At 66.7% G+C, this 19,023-nt stretch carries 18 protein-coding genes; 4 read left to right on the plus strand and 14 right to left on the minus strand.

Annotation, left to right across the window (positions count from 1 at the left end; all coding sequences use genetic code 11):
- Window positions 1-98 precede the first annotated feature (98 nt).
- From rpsK to E1832_RS16725, 11 genes are all read right to left on the minus strand, one after another.
- Window positions 99-488, minus strand: a complete 390-nt coding sequence (gene rpsK, locus E1832_RS16675) for a 30S ribosomal protein S11 (protein ID WP_133360901.1) — start codon at window positions 486-488, stop codon at window positions 99-101.
- 15 nt (window positions 489-503) lie between these two features.
- Window positions 504-872, minus strand: coding sequence for a 30S ribosomal protein S13 (gene rpsM / locus E1832_RS16680; protein ID WP_133360902.1), 369 nt, complete (start codon window positions 870-872; stop codon window positions 504-506).
- A 196-nt stretch (window positions 873-1,068) separates the two neighbouring features.
- Window positions 1,069-1,713 carry an adenylate kinase gene (locus E1832_RS16685; RefSeq protein ID WP_133360903.1) on the minus strand — a complete coding sequence of 215 codons (645 nt, stop codon included), beginning with the start codon at window positions 1,711-1,713 and terminating at the stop codon, window positions 1,069-1,071.
- On the minus strand, window positions 1,710-3,086 hold the full coding sequence (gene secY / locus E1832_RS16690) for a preprotein translocase subunit SecY (protein ID WP_133360904.1): 1,377 nt from the start codon (window positions 3,084-3,086) through the stop codon (window positions 1,710-1,712). The genes E1832_RS16685 and secY overlap by 4 nt, the downstream gene beginning before the upstream one ends.
- A 108-nt stretch (window positions 3,087-3,194) precedes the next feature.
- On the minus strand, window positions 3,195-3,668 hold the full coding sequence (gene rplO / locus E1832_RS16695) for a 50S ribosomal protein L15 (RefSeq protein ID WP_133360905.1): 474 nt from the start codon (window positions 3,666-3,668) through the stop codon (window positions 3,195-3,197).
- 157 nt (window positions 3,669-3,825) lie between these two features.
- Window positions 3,826-4,587 (minus strand): enoyl-CoA hydratase/isomerase family protein, encoded by a 762-nt coding sequence (locus tag E1832_RS16700; RefSeq protein WP_133360906.1) that lies wholly within the window; start codon window positions 4,585-4,587, stop codon window positions 3,826-3,828.
- Between the two features lie 2 nt (window positions 4,588-4,589).
- A complete protein-coding gene (locus E1832_RS16705) occupies window positions 4,590-5,900 on the minus strand; it encodes a phenylacetate--CoA ligase family protein (RefSeq protein ID WP_245514021.1) in 1,311 nt (436 codons plus the stop codon).
- Window positions 5,897-6,601 carry a TetR/AcrR family transcriptional regulator gene (locus E1832_RS16710; protein ID WP_133360907.1) on the minus strand — a complete coding sequence of 235 codons (705 nt, stop codon included), beginning with the start codon at window positions 6,599-6,601 and terminating at the stop codon, window positions 5,897-5,899. Before E1832_RS16710 ends, E1832_RS16705 begins: the two co-directional genes overlap by 4 nt.
- Window positions 6,602-6,731: 130 nt before the next feature.
- On the minus strand, window positions 6,732-8,000 hold the full coding sequence (locus tag E1832_RS16715) for an ABC transporter permease (RefSeq protein ID WP_133360908.1): 1,269 nt from the start codon (window positions 7,998-8,000) through the stop codon (window positions 6,732-6,734).
- Window positions 7,997-8,803 (minus strand): taurine ABC transporter ATP-binding protein, encoded by an 807-nt coding sequence (locus E1832_RS16720; protein WP_133360909.1) that lies wholly within the window; start codon window positions 8,801-8,803, stop codon window positions 7,997-7,999. Before E1832_RS16720 ends, E1832_RS16715 begins: the two co-directional genes overlap by 4 nt.
- Before the next feature lie 124 nt (window positions 8,804-8,927).
- Complete coding sequence (locus E1832_RS16725) at window positions 8,928-9,926, minus strand: taurine ABC transporter substrate-binding protein (protein WP_133360910.1); 999 nt, start codon at window positions 9,924-9,926, stop codon at window positions 8,928-8,930.
- Window positions 9,927-10,351: 425 nt separating this feature from the next.
- On the opposite strand from E1832_RS16725, the gene E1832_RS16730 reads away from it, so the two are divergent.
- Window positions 10,352-11,737 (plus strand): aminotransferase family protein, encoded by a 1,386-nt coding sequence (locus E1832_RS16730; protein ID WP_133360911.1) that lies wholly within the window; start codon window positions 10,352-10,354, stop codon window positions 11,735-11,737.
- A gap of 103 nt (window positions 11,738-11,840) precedes the next feature.
- Here E1832_RS16730 and E1832_RS16735 read toward each other — a convergent pair whose 3' ends face one another.
- A complete protein-coding gene (locus tag E1832_RS16735; protein WP_133360912.1) occupies window positions 11,841-12,908 on the minus strand; it encodes a permease in 1,068 nt (355 codons plus the stop codon).
- Complete coding sequence (locus E1832_RS16740) at window positions 12,901-13,209, minus strand: ArsR/SmtB family transcription factor (RefSeq protein ID WP_133360989.1); 309 nt, start codon at window positions 13,207-13,209, stop codon at window positions 12,901-12,903. Before E1832_RS16740 ends, E1832_RS16735 begins: the two co-directional genes overlap by 8 nt.
- 188 nt (window positions 13,210-13,397) lie before the next feature.
- Here E1832_RS16740 and E1832_RS16745 point away from each other — a divergent pair, with 188 nt between their 5' ends.
- The 3 genes from E1832_RS16745 to xsc all read left to right on the plus strand — a co-directional run bounded on the left by E1832_RS16745 (window position 13,398) and on the right by xsc (window position 18,073).
- Entirely contained in the window at window positions 13,398-14,360 is a 963-nt protein-coding gene (locus E1832_RS16745; protein ID WP_133360913.1) for a class I SAM-dependent methyltransferase, read from the plus strand.
- A gap of 321 nt (window positions 14,361-14,681) precedes the next feature.
- Window positions 14,682-16,187: a MocR-like pyridoxine biosynthesis transcription factor PdxR gene (pdxR, locus tag E1832_RS16750; protein ID WP_133360914.1), complete on the plus strand. Its 1,506-nt coding sequence runs from the start codon at window positions 14,682-14,684 to the stop codon at window positions 16,185-16,187.
- Window positions 16,188-16,297: 110 nt separating this feature from the next.
- Window positions 16,298-18,073 (plus strand): sulfoacetaldehyde acetyltransferase, encoded by a 1,776-nt coding sequence (gene xsc, locus E1832_RS16755; RefSeq protein WP_133360915.1) that lies wholly within the window; start codon window positions 16,298-16,300, stop codon window positions 18,071-18,073.
- Window positions 18,074-18,151: 78 nt separating this feature from the next.
- Here the strand turns inward: xsc and E1832_RS16760 are convergent, their stop codons facing one another.
- On the minus strand, window positions 18,152-19,006 hold the full coding sequence (locus tag E1832_RS16760; protein WP_133360916.1) for a phosphate acyltransferase: 855 nt from the start codon (window positions 19,004-19,006) through the stop codon (window positions 18,152-18,154).
- Window positions 19,007-19,023 lie beyond the last annotated feature (17 nt).

Genomic DNA, 19,023 nt, shown 5'->3' on the forward strand with positions numbered 1-19,023 from the left:
TGTCCGTGCTCCATGTCCGAAAAGCGCAGACGCCCGAGGTTTAAAATGACGTACCGGGGCCGTGCTGTGACACGGCCCCGTCAATACTGTCTCTGCCCTTAGACGCGGCGGCGTTTCGGAGGGCGGCAGCCGTTGTGGGCGATCGGGGTCACATCGCGGATCGAGGTGATGTTGAACCCGACGGCGGCCAGCGCGCGCAGTGCCGATTCACGGCCCGAACCGGGGCCCTGAACTTCGACTTCCAGCGTTTTCACGCCGTGATCCTGGGCTTTCTTGCCGGCGTCCTCGGCAGCCATCTGGGCGGCGTAAGGGGTCGATTTCCGCGATCCCTTGAAGCCCATGGTGCCGGCAGACGACCATGCGATCGCATTGCCCTGCACGTCCGAGATCAGGATCTTGGTGTTGTTGAACGAGCTGTTCACATGCGCCACGCCGGCGGCAATGTTCTTGCGCTCTTTTTTCTTGGTACGAGTCTTATCGCGTGCCATTGATCGAACCCTCCCTTACTTCTTCTTGCCGGCAATGGCCTTTGCGGGGCCTTTGCGGGTACGAGCGTTGGTGTGGGTGCGCTGACCGCGAACCGGCAGGTTGCGGCGATGACGCAGACCGCGATAGCAGCCCAGGTCCATCAGACGCTTGATGTTCATCTGCGTCTCGCGGCGAAGGTCGCCTTCGACGGTGAAATTGGCGTCGATATGCTCGCGGATCTGCAGAACCTCGGCGTCGCTCAGTTCGTTGACCCGGCGGGCATGGTCGATGCCGACGGCGTCACAGATCGCCTTGGCCGAGGCGTTTCCGATTCCGGTGATATAGGTGAGGGCGATGGGGACCCGCTTTGCAGTCGGGATGTTTACGCCGGCAATACGTGCCACGTGTCACTTTCCTTTTCGTTGCGGTTCCGTAGCTCCAGAACCTTTTTTCACAACGCTCGACCATGGCAGTGGGTGCCAGCGGGCCAGCAGTTCATGAGGTGAGCGCGCGGCGCGGACGAATCCCGCACCCCGCGGTTGATTCCCTCTCGGGATGGGGGTCGATATGGGGTTTTGCGCGTGCGGTCAACCCCCGACCTCAGCTGTCCAGCGCGCCGGCGATCGCGGCGCGGACCGCGTCGATCTCGCCCAGCCCGTCGATCCTGCTCAGCTTGCCCTTGGCATAGTAGTAGCCGATCAGCGGTGAGGTCTTCTTGTAGTATTCCATCAGCCGGGTGCGCAGGCTGTCCTCGTTGTCGTCGGCGCGGCGGTTGAAGGTGGTGCCGCCGCATTTGGCGCATTTGCCATCGGCCGGAATCGGCTTGGTGATGTCGTTGTAGACCTCGCCGCAGGTGCCGCAGGTCGAGCGCGCGGTGATGCGGCTGACCAGGGCCTCGTCGTCGACTTCCATCTCGATCACCGCGTCAAGGCTCTGGCCCTCGGCCTCCAGCAGCTCGCCCAGCGCGTCGGCCTGGGCCAGCGTGCGCGGAAAGCCGTCAAAGATGAACCCGTTGGCCTTCACCGTCTCCAGCTTCTCGCGGATCAGCCCGATCACGATCTCGTCGGTCACCAGCTGGCCCTTGGCCATCACCTCGGCAACGATGTTGCCCATCTCGGTGCCGCTGTCCTTGGCCTCGCGCAGCATGTCGCCGGTGCTCAGCTGCACCATGCCGCGGTCCTCGACCAGATAGCGCGCCTGTGTTCCCTTGCCCGCGCCGGGCGGCCCCAGAAGTATGATGTTCATCGCCGTGCCGGCCCCCGTTTGGTGCGTTTCTTGGTGGCGCCCTTGCCGCGTCCGCGCAACTGCGATTTCTCGATCAGCCCCTCGTACTGATGGGCCAGAAGATGACTTTGCGCCTGCTGGATCGTGTCCATGGTCACCGACACGATGATCAGCACCGAGGTGCCGCCGAAATAGAACGGAACCGCGAACTGGCCGCGCAGGATCTCCGGCATCAGGCAGACCAGCGCAAGATAGCCGGACCCCAGCACCAGGATGCGGTTGACCACATACTCCAGATACTCGGCCGTTTTCTTGCCCGGACGGATGCCGGGAACAAAGCCGTTCTGGTTCTTCAGGTTGTCGGCCACGTCATCGGGTTTGAACGAGACGTTGAAGGTATAGAAATAGGCGAAGAACACGATCATCGAGACGAAGAACAGCAGATAGAGCGGCTGGCCCGGCCCGAAATTCGCCAGCAGCCAGGACATCACCGGCCCGCTGGCCGCATTGGCCGAAAAGGTCGAGATGGTCACCGGCAGCAGCAGCAGCGAGCTGGCGAAGATCGCCGGGATCACGCCCGCCGGGTTCACCTTGACCGGCAGGTGCGACGAGCCGCCGTCATAGACCTTCATCCCCACCTGACGGCGCGGATACTGGATGTGGATCTTGCGCAGCGCCCGCTCCATGAACACCACAAAGGTGATCACCGCGATCACCATCAGGATCACCGCGATGATCACGGCCGGGCTCAGCGCGCCCGAGCGGCCGGAGGCAAAGAACTGCGCGATCGCTGCGGGAACCTCGGCGATGATGCCGACGAAAATGATCAAAGAGATGCCGTTGCCCAGCCCGCGCGAGGTGATCTGCTCACCCAGCCACATCAGGAACATGGTGCCGCCGACCAGCGTGACCATGGTGGAGAAGCGGAAATACAGCCCCGGATCGGTGGCCAGATCGCCGGTTTCCAGCGACACCGCCAGGCCATAGGCCTGCACCGTGGCCAGCGCCACCGTGCCATAGCGGGTATACTGGTTCATCTTCTTGCGGCCCTGCTCGCCCTCTTTCTTGAGCTGTTCGAGCGAGGGAACCATGGCGGTCAGCAACTGCACGATGATCGAGGCCGAGATATAGGGCATGATGCCCAGCGCAAAGATGCCCATCCGACCCAGCGCGCCGCCGGTGAACATCGACACCATGCCGCCGATGCCCTGCCCCGCCTGCTGCATGAACTCGCGCAGAGCCGCGCCGTCGATGCCCGGAACCGGAATGAAGGTGCCCAGCCGATAGACAATCAGCAGGCCCAGCGTAAACAGGATGCGGTTGCGCAGATCTGTGGCCTTGCCCAGGGCGGCCCAGCTGGTGTTCGCCGCCATTTGTTCTGCTGCTGATACCATGAAAGAGGTCTCTCTTATGATTGCGCCGCCCGGAGCCGTTTTCCGGCTCGGGCGGCGTCATGGAAAACTGAGGTCTATGTAAGCGGCTGGCGCGCCGCCCACAACCGCTTAGGCGTCAGCGCCCGCAGTTGTGACCTTCAGCGCGCCGCCCGCGGCCTCGACGGCGGCAACAGCCGATTTCGAGGCGCCGGTGACTTCGATCGTCGCCTTGGCGCTGAACTCGCCCTTGGCCAGGATGCGGACGCCGTCCAGCTTGCGGCGCACCAGACCCGAGGCGATCAGCGCGTCCTCGGTGATGGCCTGACCGGCGTCGATCTTGCCGGCGTCGATGAATTTCTGGATCAGCCCCAGGTTCACCACCGCATAGGATTTGCGGTTCGGCTTGTTGAAGCCGCGCTTGGGCAGACGCTGATAGAGCGGCATCTGGCCGCCCTCATAACCGTTGATGGCCACACCCGAACGGGATTTCTGACCCTTGATACCCCGGCCGGCGGTCTTGCCCTTGCCCGAGCCAGGGCCGCGGCCGACGCGTTTGCGGGATTTCGTCGCGCCCGCATTGTCGCGCAGTTCGTGCAGTTTCATATCGCTTCTCCATTGCCGGATGCGCCCCCGAAGCGAACAGGACGACCACGGCGTTTCTTTGCGTGTGAGTCGGGCCCCGAGGGACCACCGGGCGCGTATAGCCGCAAGGACGTGACGATGCAAGACCGGGGCGCGGGCGCTTCCTGCCCCGATGCGCTCAGAAATCCTTCAACAACCTCGTGGTCTCCGGGTCCATGAACCCCGCCACGGTCGCCTCGGTCTCCAGCGCCAGCGCCCGGTTCAGATCGGTGAGGCCGGCCGCGTTCAGCACCCGCTTCATCGCCCGCACCGACAAGGGCGGCAGCGCCGCCAGCCGCCCGGCCACCTCCACCGCCTGCCCCATCAACTCGTCATCCGGCGCCACCCGCCAGGCGACCCCCATCTCCTTCAGCGCGGCGGCGTCGTATCTGTCGCCCAGCATCAGCATCTCGCGCGCCCTGTTCATCCCCACCAGCGCCGGCAACAGCGAGGTTACCGCCCCGGTGACGAACAGGTTCAGCGACACCTCGGGAAAGAAGCCTTTCGCGCTCTCACCCCAGATCGGGAAATCACAGTTGATCGCCCACTCAAAGCCGCCGCCGACAGCCCAGCCGTTGATCGCGCCCACCACCGGCTTGGCCCCCAGCGTAATCGCCTGCGTCGCCCGCTGGATCGCGTTCACCGCCGCGCGCGCCTGTTCCTCGGTCTCGGGATGCACATGTTCGTGCCGGTCGTCGCCGGCGCAGAACGCCTTGCCCGTGCCGGTGAACACGATCGCCCGCGTCGCGGGATCCGCATTGGCGTCGTCGAACGCCCGCGCCACATCGTCGATCAGCTGCCGGTTCATCGCGTTCAGGCTGCCGGGCCGGTTCAGCGCAATGGTCCGCACCCCGTTTTCGCCCAGCGTGCTCAGCACGGTCTCATAACTAAAATCGCTCATTTCTATCCCCGTATCACCCGTTTCGTCTTACCCTCGGTGCGGGGAAAGCTGCCCGCCGCCCGCACCATGACATGCGCCGTCGTCCCCAGCCGTCGCTTGATCTCGGCCACCACCCGTGCCGCCAGATCGGGTGCCTCGTCCACGCCCCCGGCCAGTTCCACCGCCACCGGCAGCACATCATAGGGCGGCAGCCCCGACAGCTCGATCCGGTATTCGCCGGACAGCTCGGCAAACTCCATCACCACCGCGGCCACCATCGAGGGGAACATGTTCAGCCCCCGCACCACCACCATATCGTCGGACCGCCCGACAACGGCGAACCGGAACCCGCTGCGCCCGCAGGAACAGGGGTCGGTCGCCTCGATGCGGATGATGTCGCCGGTTCGGAACCGCACCAGCGGCTGACAATCGCGCAGCAGGTGGGTCAGCACCAGCTCGCCCTCCTGCCCCGCCTCCAGCGGCAGCGGCGCGGCCGTATCCGGGTCGATCAGCTCGGGGTGCAGCACATCGGCCGCCATGAAATGCAGGTGGCTGTCGTCCTCGCATTGCGCCGCGAAGTTGGAAAACACATCCGACACGCCGTAGTTGGCATTGCGCGGCTCCATTCCCCAGGTCTCGCGCAGCCGCGCGCGGAACGCCGGATCGTCCAGCCCCGGCTCACCGCCGAACAGGCCCAGCCGCAGCCCCAGATCGCGGGGGGTCAACCCCGGGAATTTCTCCGCGATCACCCGCTCCAGCACCGCCGGATAGGAGGGCGTGCAGGAGATCGCGGTGATCCCCACCTCCTGAATGGTGTGCACCAGCAACTCGGTCGCGCCGACACCGAAGGGCACCACCAGCGCGCCGGTCGCCTCCAGCGTCATGTGGTCGGTCAGCCCGCCCATCCACATCTGGTAGTTCAGGCAATGCACAACGGTATCCTCCGGCCCCAGCCCCGCCGCCGAATGACAGCGCCCGCCCACGGCCTGGGTGATCGCCGCATCCCGCGCCGACAGCGCCAGGTTCATCGCCTGTCCCGTGGTGCCCGAGGTGCGGTGCAGCCGGTTCGCCGCGGCCCGCGCCGAGGCGAGGTAATCGCCGAACGGCGGATGCGCCGCCTGCGACTGGCGCAGCATCGCCTTGTCCGACAGCGGCAGCTCGGCCAGATCCTCCAGCCGCGCCGGCGGCTGCCTGCCGTCCCAGAGCGTGTGGTAGAAATCCGAATGCGCCTCCACATAGGCCGCCTGCTCCTGCCAGAGCGCCTGGATATGCGGTGCCAGCTCGGCCCGGCTCATCCGCTCGGCGCCCTCGATCATCCCGTTGCCCGCTGTCATGGCTGCATCCCCCGGTCCCAGATCAAATCCAGCGTGTCCAGCACCGCCGCCTCGTCGCCCGAGACCGCCATCAGCGCCGGATCCTCCGACAGCAACAGGCTGGACAGGTACTGGTCCACCATTCCACCCAGCGCATAGGCCCGCCGCAGCAGCTCGTCCCGCGCAATCGCCCCGGCCCGCCCTTGCCGCGCCAGATCCCGCTCCACGGCCGCGGCCACGCCTTCCAGCCAGTCGCGGTTGAACCGGTGGAACGCCGCGCGCGCCTCGGGAAACCCCTCCAGATGGTGCACCAGACAGCGCATCAGCCCCCGGTTCTCGCGGAACAGCGCCACATAGGCCCGCGTCGCCGCCCGCACCGGATCGTCGGGGCGCACCCGGCTCGCCGCCCGCATCGCCGCCTGGGCAAAGCCGACAAATCCGGTCAGCAGCTCGTCCAGCAGCAGCCCGCGGTCGCTGAAATAGACATAGAACGCCCCGTTCGACAGCCCCGCCCGGCCGCAGATCGCCGCGATGGTCAGATCCTGCGGCGGCTGCCCCTCCAGCAGCTCACACACCGCCCGCAGCAGTTGCGCGCGGCTGCGCTCGCCCTTGGGCCGGTCCGCCGCCTGCGCCACCAGCGCGGCGGCATAGGAGGATCCGGCCAGAGTGGGATTCGGGATCTGACCGGGATCGGGATCGGATCTTGCGGCGTCAGCGGTCATCGCACCCTCGAAATGAAAATGAAGTCATTTTCATTTCTGTCGCCAGATGCCCCCCTTTGCAAGGATTTTCTGCCCACCGGCGCGACAGCGCCCGCCGCGCCCCTCGGCGCGGCGCCATCTCAGGCCGTGCTCAGACCTTGCCCTTCCACGGCACCATCACCCGCTCCGCCCAGCGCATCAGCATGTCGATGCCGAACCCGATCACCCCGATCAGGATGATCCCCATGATCACAATATCGGTGTTCTGGAATTTCGAGGCGACCATGATCATCATGCCCGCCCCCTTTTCCGCGGCGACCAGTTCGGCGGCCACCACCGTCCCCCAGCACACCCCCATCGCCACCCGTGCGCCGGTAAAGATTTCCGGCAGCGAATTGGGCATGATCACATGGCGCATGATCTGCCATTTGCTCGCCCCCAGCGAATAGGCCGCATGCACCTTGGAGATCGCCACGCCCGACACGCCCGAGCGCGCCGCGATCGCCATGATCCACAGCGCCGCCAGGAACAGCAGGATGATCTTGCCGGTCTCGCCGATTCCTGCCCAGATGATCACCAGCGGGATCAGCGCCAGCGGCGGCACCGGCCGCATGAACTCGACAATCGGGTCGAACCAGCCCCGGAACCAGTTGCTCAGCCCCATCGCATAGCCCAGCGGAATGCCCAGCAGCGCCCCGAAGAAGAAGCCGACGACGACCCGGAACAGCGAATAGCCCAGATGCTCCCACAGGGTCGATCCGCGAAAGCCCTCGCCGGCAATCTCGCCCATCCTGACCACCACCGCCTCCGGCGAAGGCAGCCAGATCGGCTCCATCTGCCAACCCTTGTCGGGCTCGAAATTCAACGTGCCCTTGGGCGACATGCCGACGCGGCCGAACTCGGTCCCGACCGAGCCGCCGGGCGCGATCGGCTCACCGTTGACGGCGACCACCTCGGCGCCCTCGGCGCGGCCCAACTCGTCGTTGCGGTCGACCCGGATCAGCCCGCTGCGCCACATCCCCACCGTGGCGCTGTCGTTCCTGGCCCAGCCGTCGCCGGGATCGACCTCCGGCGCCTCGACCTTCTGATCGACCGGATGCACCAGCACCGTCACCGTGGCGTCGTCGCGCTCCCCGTCCGGCGTCTGCGCGGTATAGTCAAAGGTCGCCACCCCCTCGAACGGCCCCGGCGCATGCAGGAACCCGGGCAACAGCGCCGAGCCGGTGAACATCCCCCAGAGCACGAAGATGGTGACGATCGAGATCACGCTGGCCCAGCGGTCCGAGACCACCGCGCTCTCGTCGCCGAAGGTCACCGTCTTGAGCGCGGTGAAATCGCGCCGCGCCGCCCGGCGCACCACCCGGCTGACGATCAGGAACGAGGCGACAAAGATCGCGGCATAGATCAGCAGCGGGATCATGCGCCCGCCTCCACCCGGCCCATGATCTCTTCTTCCATGTTCCAGATCATGTTCAGGATCTCCTCCCGCGTCGGCGCATAATCGGGATGTTTCTTGACCTCGCGCAGATCGGCCCCCACCCCCATGTCGGCGAACGGCAGCCGGTATTCCTTGTGAATCCGCCCCGGCCGCGGCGCCATCACCAGCAGACGCTCGCCCAAAAGCAGCGCCTCCTCCACCGAATGGGTGATCAGGATGATGGTCTTGCCGGTCTCCTTCCACAGCTTCAGAACCAGGCTCTGCATCTTCTCCCGGGTCAGCGCATCCAGCGCGCCCAGCGGCTCGTCCATCAGGATCACGTCGGGATCGTTTGCCAGGCACCGCGCCAGCGCCACCCGCTGCTGCATGCCGCCCGACAGCTCATAGACCGCCTTGTCCTTGAAATCCCTCAGCCCCACGACCTCCAGCAGGTGATCGACGATCCCGGCCATCTCGGCCCGGCCCATGCCCTTCATGCGCGGCCCGAAACTGACGTTGTCGCGCACGTTCATCCACTCGAACAGCGCGCCCTGCTGGAACACCATGCCGCGCTCGGCGTCCGGCCCGGTGACCCGGTGCCCGTTCATCACCACCTGCCCCTCGGTCGGTGCGAGGAACCCCGCGAGGATGTTCAGCAACGTGGTCTTGCCGCAGCCCGACGGGCCCAGCACACTCAACAACTCGCCCTCTTTCAGATGCAGCGAGACGTCCTGCAACGCCTGCACCGACGTGCCGCCCGGCAGGTCGAACCGCATCGAGAGGTTTTCGATCGCCAGTCCGGACATGGCCCCCCCTGTCTGTCAGATATGCGCCGCGGGCCGGCAGGGCGGGAAAGCCCGCCTCACCGCCCCGATGCAGGCCGGCAGCCGGGCGTACCGCACCCGCACGGCCGCCCCGCCTGACCGCCCGTCACATGCCGCTGGCGGCCTGCAACGGCGCGATGTTGACCGCGTTCTCATAGCTGTCCAGCGCCGCGTCGATACTGCCCGCCTGCACGAACACATCCGCCACCCCCTTCATGAAGGTCTGCGCGCCCCCACCCAGCCATTTCGGCCCCAGCTGATCGGTCACCGAGGGAAAGATGAAGGTGCTGATCGTGGCCTCGGTCGCCTCCAGATCCATGCCGGCATCCTTGGCGATCACCGGCAGCATCTCAGCCTTATGCGCACCGGAGTTCCACATCGCGTTGGCCTCGCCCGTCACCTTGAGGAACTTGGCCACCAGATCGCTGTTCTCCGCGACCCAGCCGGCCGGCCCCGAGGTCACGTCGAACACCAGAATGCCCAGCTCTTCCTTTTCCGCCCCGGTCAGCAACACGTTGCCATGCTCCTTCATCCGGCGCAGGCTGCCGCCCCAGCCGCAGGCCATGTCCACCGCGCCCTGCGCGATCGCCGCGGCGCCATCGGGCGGCGCCATGTCGACAATCTCCATGCTTCCGAGATCGACGCCGAAATGATTCATCTGCTTGAGGAAACCGTAATGCGCCGCGGTGCCCAGCGGCACGGCGACCTTCCTGCCCGCCAGTTCGCCGGCGGACATCTTGTCGATCTCCAGATCCGAGCGCACCACGCAGTTGTCGTTGTCCGAATAGCTCACCGCCACGTCGAGGATCTGCAGATCCTGCCCGGCGCTGGTCGCCACCACGAAGGGCGGCACCCCCTGACTGACCGACAGCTGCACGTCTCCGCTCGCCATCGCCGCGCTCATCGCGGTGCCGGTATCGAAGCTGACCCAGTTCACCGTGACGCCCATCTCCTCGTCATAGGTGCCCATCACCTTGGCGTATTCGAACGGCATCGGCCATTCGAGGAAATAGCCCACCGTGACCTCCTCGGCGCTGGCCGCCGTCGCCCCGGCCAGCAGGGCCAGACCGGCCACCGCGCCCATCAGTTTGCTCTTTGCTGTCATCGTCATCTCCCTGTTCGTCCGCCTGCGGGCGGACCCAGTTTTCGCGGGCGGTTTGCCGCCACGTCTTTTCACATCGTCACATCGTCACACCGGGCGCGCCGCCTCCGGCCGCCGCCGCCCCCCCGATCCGAGCCCAATTTCCGGGCGCGATCAAACTTTTTTTCCGGCGCGATCCGGACTGTAGCAGAAATCGAAATATGTCTTCCGCTTTCGTAAATCTGCCGATTTCCGCCGGATTCCGGGTGCCTACCCGATGGGCAGCGACGCCCCGGACCGGGCATCGGCGCCGCGTTGGACTCATTGCAAAATCGCATCTGGACCTACGGAACACTGCAAATTTGGCGTTTGTCATGAAACAGATGCCACACCCCGCACGCGGGGCCTTTGGCGCCCCCGGATTCCTGAATAAATCGAAAGGACAGGCTATGGACGGCACGTTCAATGAAAACGACATCAGCCGCATCGTCGAGGCCGACAAGGCCCATGTCTGGCATCACCTGATCCAGCACAAGGCGTTCGAAACCAACGATCCGCGCATCATCCTCGAAGGCAAGGGCATGCGCGTCTGGGACCAGAACGGCAAGGAATACCTCGACGCCGTCTCCGGCGGGGTCTGGACCGTGAACGTCGGCTATGGCCGCGAAAGCATCGCCAAGGCGGTCTATGACCAGCTGATGAAACTGTGCTATTTCGCCCAGTCGGCCGGCTCGATCCCCGGCTCGCTGTTCTCGGAGAAACTGATCTCGAAAATGCCGGGGATGAGCCGGGTGTACTACACCAACTCCGGCTCCGAGGCGAACGAGAAGGCGTTCAAGATGATCCGCCAGATCGCCCACAAGAAATACGACGGCAAGAAGCACAAGATCCTTTACCGCGACCGCGACTACCACGGCGGTACGCTGGCCACCATGTCGGCCGGCGGTCAGGACGAGCGGGTGATGCAATACGGCCCCCTCGCGCCGGGCTTCGTGCGCGTCCCCCACTGCATGGAATACCGCGCCCAGTGGGATCTGAGCGGTGAGGAATACGGCCAGCGCGCCGCCGACGCCATCGAAGAGGTGATCCTGGCCGAGGGCCCCGATACCGTCGGCGGCCTCTGCCTCGAACCGGTGACCGCCGGCGGCGGCGTCATCACCCCGCCCCCGGGCTACTGGGAGCGGGTGCAGGAGATCTGCAAGAAGTACGACGTCCTGCTGCACATCGATGAGGTCGTCTGCGGCATCGGCCGCACCGGCACCTGGTTCGGCTACCAGCAATACGGCATCAAGCCCGACTTCGTGACCATGGCCAAGGGCGTCGCCTCGGGCTACGCGGCAATCGCCTGCTGCGTGACCACCGAAGAGGTGTTCGAGATGTTCAAGGACGACGCCAGCGATCCGATGAACTACTTCCGCGACATCTCCACCTTCGGCGGCTGCACCGCCGGCCCGGCGGCGGCGCTGGAGAACATGCGCATCATCGAGGACGAGAACCTGCTCGAAAACACCGTCAACATGGGCGAGCGGATGATGGGCAACCTCCAGGCGCTGATGGACAAGCACAAGGTCATCGGCGATGTGCGCGGCAAGGGCCTGTTCCTGGGCGCCGAACTGGTCGCCGACCGCGCCAGCAAGGAGCCGGTGAGCGAAAAGGAAATCGCCCAGGTCTCCGCCGAATGCGGCGCGCAGGGGGTTATCATCGGCGCCTCGAACCGCTCGGTGCCGGGGCTCAATAACGTGCTGTGCTTCTCGCCGGCGCTGATCGCCACCGCCGACGACATCGACCAGATCACCGACACCGTCGACCGGGCGCTGACCAAGGTCTTCGGCTGACGCAAAAGGGCGGGGCGCCCCTCATCGCGCCCCGCCCCCATCTTCCTGTCACCCGAAATATCCCGGGGGAGGCGCGCCACCGCGCGCCGGGGCAGCCCCCCCCTCACACCGCCAGCTGGAACAGCATCCCCGCGATCACCGCGCCCAGCACCCCCAGCCCCAGATAGACCGCGAACACCCGCGGTTTCACCAGCGACCAGACCGCCGCCATCGCCGGGATCGAGCTGACCGCGCCGGCGATCATGAAGGCCATCGCGGCGCCCGCGCTCATCCCCTGCTCCATCAGCCCGGCCAGCAGCGGCGGCGCGACATAGGAGTTCAGATAGGCCGGCATCCCCACCAGCGCCGCGATCCCGATCGCGCCGACACCGTCGCCGCCGACGACCTGCGCGATCAGATCGGCGGGCACGTAATGCACCAGCAGCGCCTCCAGCACATAGGCCAGCGCCAGCCATTTCAGCAGGAACAGCCCGTTGGAGACGAATTCCGCCCGGAACGTCGCCCGCCGCTCCGCCGCGCCCCAGAACCGCCAGACCGGCCTGGCGTCCAGCTTGGGTCCGCCGCAGCCGCAGCAGCCGCTGCGCTGCACCTGCCTCAGCGGGCTGGCAAAGGCGCCGCCGCGCATCAGCGCCTTGACCGCGAAACCGCCGAACAGCCCCAGCGCCACCGCCGCCACCGCCTTGCCGACCGCGAACGGCCAGCCCAGCGCACCTGCGGTGATGAGCAGCGTCGGCGGGTCGATCAGCGGCGAGGACAGCCAGAAGGCCATCACCGCCGACAGCGGCGCGCCCAGCGCCAGCAGCCCGGCGATGAACGGGATCACCTCGCAGGAACAGAACGGCGCCAGCCCGCCCAGAAGCGCGGCAAAGACGATCATCCGCATCTCGCGTCCGACAAAGGCGCGCGCCACCATCGCCTCGGCGCCGGTGGCCTTGAGATAGGCCAGCAGCAGCACCGCGAACAGGATATACTGCCCGGTATGGGCCAGCGCGCGCGCCGCAAAGACCACCGTATCGCGCAGATTGCCCGGATCCAGCACCGCCACCGCCAGCAGGATCGCCACGATCACCGCCCAGGGGGTCTTCAGCGCCTGTTTCAGCGCCCGGGAAATCCCGCGCCCGGTCCCGACAGGCTGCGTCCCGCCGGAGTTCACTTGCGTCGTGTCAGCCATCGTTCGCCGCCTTTCTCTGCGTGTCGATGCAGCATTCATCCAGGATAAAGGCCGCCAGCTCTTTCAATCTGTCATAGCGGGCCCGGTTGATGACCGTGCGGCCCGCCTTTTCCTGCTCCACCAGCCCGCCGGCGGCGAGGAATTTCAGATGGTGCGCCAGGGTCGAGGGCGCGATGCCGGTCCGCTCCTGGATCTCGCCCACCGTCAATCCGACCTCGCCGGCGCGCACCAGCGTCTTGAGCACCCTCAGCCGGGACTCCGATCCCATCGCGGCAAAGCCCTGTGCCGTCTCTTCCCACATCCGCGCCTCCATCAAAACTATAAACCTAGTTATTTCGAATCATGAGGCGATGTCAAGATCAACGGAACCCGCCCCACCGCCAGCCCCCGGTCCGGCGCTTGCCCGCCACCGGGCCGCCCGCCCAAATCATTGAGAAATTCCGCCACCCGGGGCACACTTCCCCCCACCCCAGCGGAAAGGCCGGCCCGATGCACGACGACAGCCCCGAGACGGTGCCGCCCCTGACCCTGCTGCGAACCACCCTCGCGCTCGACGACGCGCTGTCCGGGCTCGACCGGGCGGTCGGCGATCAGGCCCGGCTGCTGCGGTCCATGACCGAGCTTTCGGCCCGCATCGCCGCCCTGGCCGATCCCGCCGCCCCCGCCTCAGCCGACCGCGCCGGACGCCTCAAGACCCTGATGCTCCGCGCCCAGTCCTGCGAAAAACAGCTGGAGAGGGCACAACGGACGCTCTCCGCCGAACGGGCCGCCTACCGCGCCGCGCTGACCGACGGGCGCGACGCGCTCTCGCGCCATGCCGCGCTGATCGCCGGCCTTGGGTCCGGGCTCGAAACGCAGGCCCGCAAGAACGCCGCGCTCCAGCGCACGCTGGAGCGACAGCTCCATCGCCAGTGCCAGGCGGTGCCGGACATCCCCGCCAACGGCTTCGACCTCCCCGACGGCTCCTACGATTACATCGCCATCGGCATCGGCCGCCTGCTCGACCTGCTCGCACGGCTCGACCTCTGCCTCAGCCAGGATCCGGCCCTTGCCGTGGACGGCGCGCGCTACCGGCCGGTCTCTTTGCTCGAAATCGGCTGCGGGCCGGGGCATAATCTCGAACTGGCCCGCAGCGCCGGGCTCTGCCTGTTTTCCGAGTGCAGCGGCTTCGACATCAATCCGCTGGCCATCGCCACGGGCCGCGCCGCCTTTGACCTCGGCACCGCGATCGAGGTGGCCGACGCGCTGGACTACGACTATTCCCGGGCCGACGTGATCTATTCCTTCCGCCCGTTCTCCTCCTTCGATCTTCAGGCCCGGCTCGAGGCGCGGCTGGCCGAGGACATGCGCCCCGGCGCCTATCTGATCGCGCCGATGCCGCTCGACCTCGAACAGTACCCCGCGCTGATCCCGATGGAGGGCGCGGGCGAGATTTGGCGCAAGGCCCGCTGACGCCGCAGACGGGCCGCAGCGGCGCGAAGGGTTCAATACACCGTGAGATGCCGCCCCCCGTTAACCGCGGTCCGGGCCGATGCCCCCGGTCCCCCGCCGGATTGTACGAAACGCCGCGAAAACTCCCCAATCCGCCCGCAACCGGCACCGGCACCGCGCCCCAAACCGTACAAAACCGCGATGAAACTCCCCGATACCCACCAGCAAACACCCCGGCGGCCCCCCGATTCCCACCCCCAAGCGCCCGGTTAACGCCCCGCGCGTCGCCCCTCCCGTTACATCCAGTTTACAAGCCGGATAAGTCCAACCTATTCTGCCGCCATGTCCATCGCCGTCGATACCTTCTTTCTCAACCCCGACGCGCCCGGCACGCTCCAGGCGCAGGTGCAGCAGATGATCGCCGAGGGCATCCTGTCGGGCCGGTTTCACACCGGCGAAAAGCTGCCCTCCTCGCGCAGGCTCGCCGCCCATCTCGGCGTCAGCCGGATCACCGTGACGCTGGCCTATACCGAGTTGGTGGCAAACGATTATCTCAGCGCGCAGGGCCGCTCGGGCTATTACGTGTCCGAGAACGCGCCGGTGCCGCCCACCTATTCGCCGCGCCCGCGCGCCGCCGATACCGTGGACTGGACCCGCGCCATCGCCCAGCGTTTCACCGGCGGCGATACCCCCCGCAAACCCGGCGACTGGCGCGACTTCCGCTATCCCTTCATCTACGGTCAGGCCGACCCCACGCTGTTTGACCACGCCAACTGGCGCCAATGTGCCCTGCGCGCACTGGGACAGAAGGATTTCGCATCATTAACAGACGATTACTATGATCGCGACGATCCCCTGCTGGTCGAATACATCGCCCGCCACACCCTGCCCCGACGCGGTATTTCGGCCCGGCCCGAGGAAATCCTGATCACGCTGGGGGCGCAGAACGCGCTGTGGATCGCCGCCCGCGTCCTGCTCAACCGCCGCCGTCGCGCGGTGATCGAGGATCCCTGCTATCACGCCCAGCGCGACCTGCTGACCCATGCCGGCTGCCGGCTGACCCCGGTGCGGGTGGATGCCGACGGGCTGCCGCCGGACGCGATCCCGCCGGGCACCGACGTGATCTTCACCACCCCCAGCCACCAGTGCCCGACCACCGCCACCATGCCGCTGCATCGCCGCCACGCCCTGCTGGAGCGCGCCCGCGAACTCGACGCGCTGGTGGTCGAGGACGATTATGAATTCGAGATGGCCTTCCTCGCCGCCCCGTCCCCGGCGCTGAAATCGCTCGATGAGGACGGCCGCGTGATCTACGTCGGCAGCTTCTCCAAATCGCTCTTCCCCGGCCTGCGGCTGGGCTACATGGTCGGTTCCGAACCCTTCATCCGCGAGGCCCGCGCGCTGCGCGCCACCATGCTGCGCCACCCGCCCGGCCACATGCAGCGCACCGCCGCCTATTTCCTGTCGCTGGGCCATTATGACAGCCAGATCAGGCGCATGGGGGCGGCGCTGCACGACCGCCGCCGCGCGGCGGAGGCGGCAATCGCGGAGCACGGGCTGACCATCGCGGGACGCGGCGTTTATGGCGGCTCGTCCCTGTGGATGCAGGCGCCGGAGGGCACCGACAGCGCCGAGCTGGCCACCCGTCTGCAAGCCGACGGCGTGTTCATCGAACCCGGCGCCCCCTTTTTCGCCGGGCCGGAGCGGCCGGCGCGGTTTTACCGGCTGGGGTATTCCTCGATCCCCACATCCCGGATCGGAGAGGGAATTGCGCGCATCGCTGCGGCGCTGCGCGACGCACCGGGCGCGACCGACAGGCCCGCGCCGCAAGCAATGCAGCATAGCTGACCTAAGTGGACCTATTTCGCCGCGCCGACTGGCCCTAACCGTCCTGGTGACAAGCGCCTAAACAAATCCAGACCTAAAATCGAATTTCAAAATTCCCGGAGTCTCTGCCCATGAAAATGACCACCGAAGAAGCCTTTGTGAAAGTGCTGCAGCAGCATGGGATCGAACATGCCTTCGGCATCATCGGCTCGGCCTTCATGCCGATTTCCGATCTGTTTCCCAAGGCCGGGATCGCCTTCTGGGACTGCGCGCACGAGGGCTCCGGCGGCATGATGGCCGACGGCTATACCCGCGCCACCGGCAAGATGAGCATGATGATCGCCCAGAACGGCCCGGGCATCACCAATTTCGTCACCGCCGTGAAAACCGCCTATTGGAACCACTCGCCGCTGCTGCTGGTCACGCCGCAGGCCGCCAACAGGACCATGGGTCAGGGCGGCTTTCAGGAGGTCGAGCAGATGGCCGCCTTCAAGGACATGGTCGCCTATCAGGAAGAGGTGCGCGATCCCACCCGCGTGGCCGAGGTGTTGAACCGGGTGATCATCCAGGCCAAGCGCGCCAGCGCGCCGGCTCAGATCAACATGCCGCGCGACTTCTGGACCAAGGTTATCGACATCGAGCTGCCCGAGATTGTCGAGTTCGAGCGCCCCGCCGGTGGCGAGGCCGCGCTGGATGAGGCGGCGGCGCTGCTCTCCGGGGCGAAATTCCCGGTGATCCTGAACGGCGCCGGCGTGGTGCTGGGAGGTGCGATCCCGGCCTCGATGGCGCTGGCCGAACGGCTCGATGCGCCGGTCTGCGTGGGCTATCAGCACAACGACGCCTTCCCCGGCTCGCATCCGCTGTTCGCCGGGCCGCTGGGCTATAACGGCTCGAAGGCGGGGATGGAGCTGATCGCCAAGGCCGATGTGGTGCTGTGCCTCGGCACCCGTCTGAACCCGTTCTCGACCCTGCCCGGCTACGGCATCGATTACTGGCCGCAGCAGGCCAAGATCATCCAGGTCGACATCAACCCCGACCGGATCGGGCTGACCAAGAAAGTGACCGTGGGCATCGTCGGCGACGCCAAGCAGGTGGCGGGGTCGCTGCTCGACAAGCTGTCCGGCAGCGCCGGCGACGAGGGCCGCGAGGCGCGCAAGGCGATGATCGCGCAGACCAAATCCGCCTGGGCGCAGCAGCTGGCCTCGATGGATCACGAGGACGACGATCCCGGCACGACATGGAACCAGCGCGCCCGCGACGACAAGCCCGACTGGATGTCCCCCCGCATGGCCTGGCGCGCGATCCAGAGCGCGCTGCCGCGCGAGGCGATCATCAGCTCCGACATCGGCAACAACTGCGCCATCGGCAACGCCTATCCGTCGTTCGAGGCGGGGCGGAAATACCTCGCACCCGGCCTGTTCGGCCCCTGCGGCTACGGGTTGCCCTCGATCGTCGGGGCCAAGATCGGCTGCCCGGATGTGCCGGTTGTCGGCTTCTCCGGCGACGGCGCCTTTGGCATCGCGGTGACGGAACTCACCGCCATCGGGCGGGGCGAATGGCCGGCGATCACGCAAGTTGTCTTCCGCAACTATCAATGGGGCGCGGAAAAGCGGAACTCGACCCTGTGGTATGACGACAACTTCGTCGGCACCGAGCTGGACACCCAGGTCTCCTATGCCGGCATCGCCAACGCCTGCGGGCTGCAGGGCGTGATCGCGCGCACCATGGAGGAGCTTTCGGCGGCGCTGAAACAGGCGATCACCGACCAGATGGAGCAAGGCAAGACGACGCTGATCGAGGCGCTGATCAACCAGGAACTGGGCGAGCCGTTCCGCCGCGACGCGATGACCAAGCCGGTTGAGGTTGCCGGGATCAATGCCGCCGACATGCGGCCGCAGCAGGTCTGATCGAAGAAGTCAGAGGGGGCCGTTGGCCGCAAATTCCTTCGAAGGAATTTATGCGGAATTTTCGAAAATTCCGCCCCCTCAGGCCAGCGCCAGCGTCACCACGGTGGCGGCCACGATATCCTCGACCGTCGCCCCGCGGCTCAGATCGCAGACGGGGCGGCGGAACCCCTGCAGGATCGGCCCCAGCGCCTGCGCGCCAGCCAGTTCCTGCGCCAGTTTGTAAGCGATATTGCCCGCATCCAGATCGGGGAAGACAAGAACATTGGCATCGCCCTGCCCCAGCCCCTTGGCCTCGGCCACCCGTGGATTGAGCGCCGCGTCCCCCTGCAGCGGACCGGTGAAGCCGGTGGCCTCGGCCGCCGCGCGCACCTTGTCGACGCTGGGGCCAACGCCGCTGGAGCCGGTGGAGAAGGACAGCAGCGCCACCGGCGCCGCGCCCAGCAACGCGGCGCCGGTGGCCGCCGAGGCGCGGGCGATGTCGGCCAGTTGCGCCGCGTCCGGGTCCACGTTCAGCCCACAATCGGCAAAGATCAATTCGCGCCCGTCGGGGAACCGCATCAGGAAAAACGACGATGCTGTCGACACCCCCTCTGCCGGACCGATGGCGATGCTGGCCGCCTCGATCACCTTTTTTGTGGGGGTGACGGCACCGGCGACCATCGCGTCGGCCTCGCCAGCCGCGACCATGGCGGCGGCGCGGATCAGCGGGCGACCCAGCATCCGCCGCGCCAACGCCTCTTTCACGCCGCGCGCTTCAACCAGAATATCGATCTGCGCCTCCGTTATATCGGAGACCGGCACCGGCTCCGCCAGCCCCTCTTCGCGCAGCCGCTGCGCCGCCGCGTCGATGCGGGTGTCCTGCCCCATTTCGGGGAACACCACCCGGGCCCGTCGCGCGCGGGCCGTCTCAAACGCCTTGTCCAGAGCCGACATTCCACCCTCCCTTTCGA

It is taken from the genome of Antarcticimicrobium luteum, assembly GCF_004358185.1.
Taxonomy (GTDB): domain Bacteria; phylum Pseudomonadota; class Alphaproteobacteria; order Rhodobacterales; family Rhodobacteraceae; genus Antarcticimicrobium; species Antarcticimicrobium luteum.

Bases quoted from the DNA above. Each gene is read 5' to 3' on its own strand.
- E1832_RS16685 (WP_133360903.1), bottom strand. From the start codon at position 1,713: ATGAACATCATACTTCTGGGGCCGCCCGGCGCGGGCAAGGGAACACAG.
- E1832_RS16705 (WP_245514021.1), bottom strand. From the start codon at position 5,900: ATGACAGCGGGCAACGGGATGATCGAGGGCGCCGAGCGGATGAGCCGG.
- E1832_RS16725 (WP_133360910.1), bottom strand. From the start codon at position 9,926: ATGACAGCAAAGAGCAAACTGATGGGCGCGGTGGCCGGTCTGGCCCTG.
- E1832_RS16700 (WP_133360906.1), bottom strand. From the start codon at position 4,587: ATGAGCGATTTTAGTTATGAGACCGTGCTGAGCACGCTGGGCGAAAAC.
- rplO (WP_133360905.1), bottom strand. From the start codon at position 3,668: ATGAAACTGCACGAACTGCGCGACAATGCGGGCGCGACGAAATCCCGC.
- E1832_RS16720 (WP_133360909.1), bottom strand. From the start codon at position 8,803: ATGTCCGGACTGGCGATCGAAAACCTCTCGATGCGGTTCGACCTGCCG.
- E1832_RS16745 (WP_133360913.1), top strand. From the start codon at position 13,398: ATGCACGACGACAGCCCCGAGACGGTGCCGCCCCTGACCCTGCTGCGA.
- E1832_RS16740 (WP_133360989.1), bottom strand. From the start codon at position 13,209: ATGTGGGAAGAGACGGCACAGGGCTTTGCCGCGATGGGATCGGAGTCC.
- secY (WP_133360904.1), bottom strand. From the start codon at position 3,086: ATGGTATCAGCAGCAGAACAAATGGCGGCGAACACCAGCTGGGCCGCC.
- E1832_RS16760 (WP_133360916.1), bottom strand. From the start codon at position 19,006: ATGTCGGCTCTGGACAAGGCGTTTGAGACGGCCCGCGCGCGACGGGCC.
- rpsK (WP_133360901.1), bottom strand. From the start codon at position 488: ATGGCACGCGATAAGACTCGTACCAAGAAAAAAGAGCGCAAGAACATT.
- E1832_RS16710 (WP_133360907.1), bottom strand. From the start codon at position 6,601: ATGACCGCTGACGCCGCAAGATCCGATCCCGATCCCGGTCAGATCCCG.
- pdxR (WP_133360914.1), top strand. From the start codon at position 14,682: ATGTCCATCGCCGTCGATACCTTCTTTCTCAACCCCGACGCGCCCGGC.
- E1832_RS16730 (WP_133360911.1), top strand. From the start codon at position 10,352: ATGGACGGCACGTTCAATGAAAACGACATCAGCCGCATCGTCGAGGCC.
- xsc (WP_133360915.1), top strand. From the start codon at position 16,298: ATGAAAATGACCACCGAAGAAGCCTTTGTGAAAGTGCTGCAGCAGCAT.
- E1832_RS16735 (WP_133360912.1), bottom strand. From the start codon at position 12,908: ATGGCTGACACGACGCAAGTGAACTCCGGCGGGACGCAGCCTGTCGGG.
- E1832_RS16715 (WP_133360908.1), bottom strand. From the start codon at position 8,000: ATGATCCCGCTGCTGATCTATGCCGCGATCTTTGTCGCCTCGTTCCTG.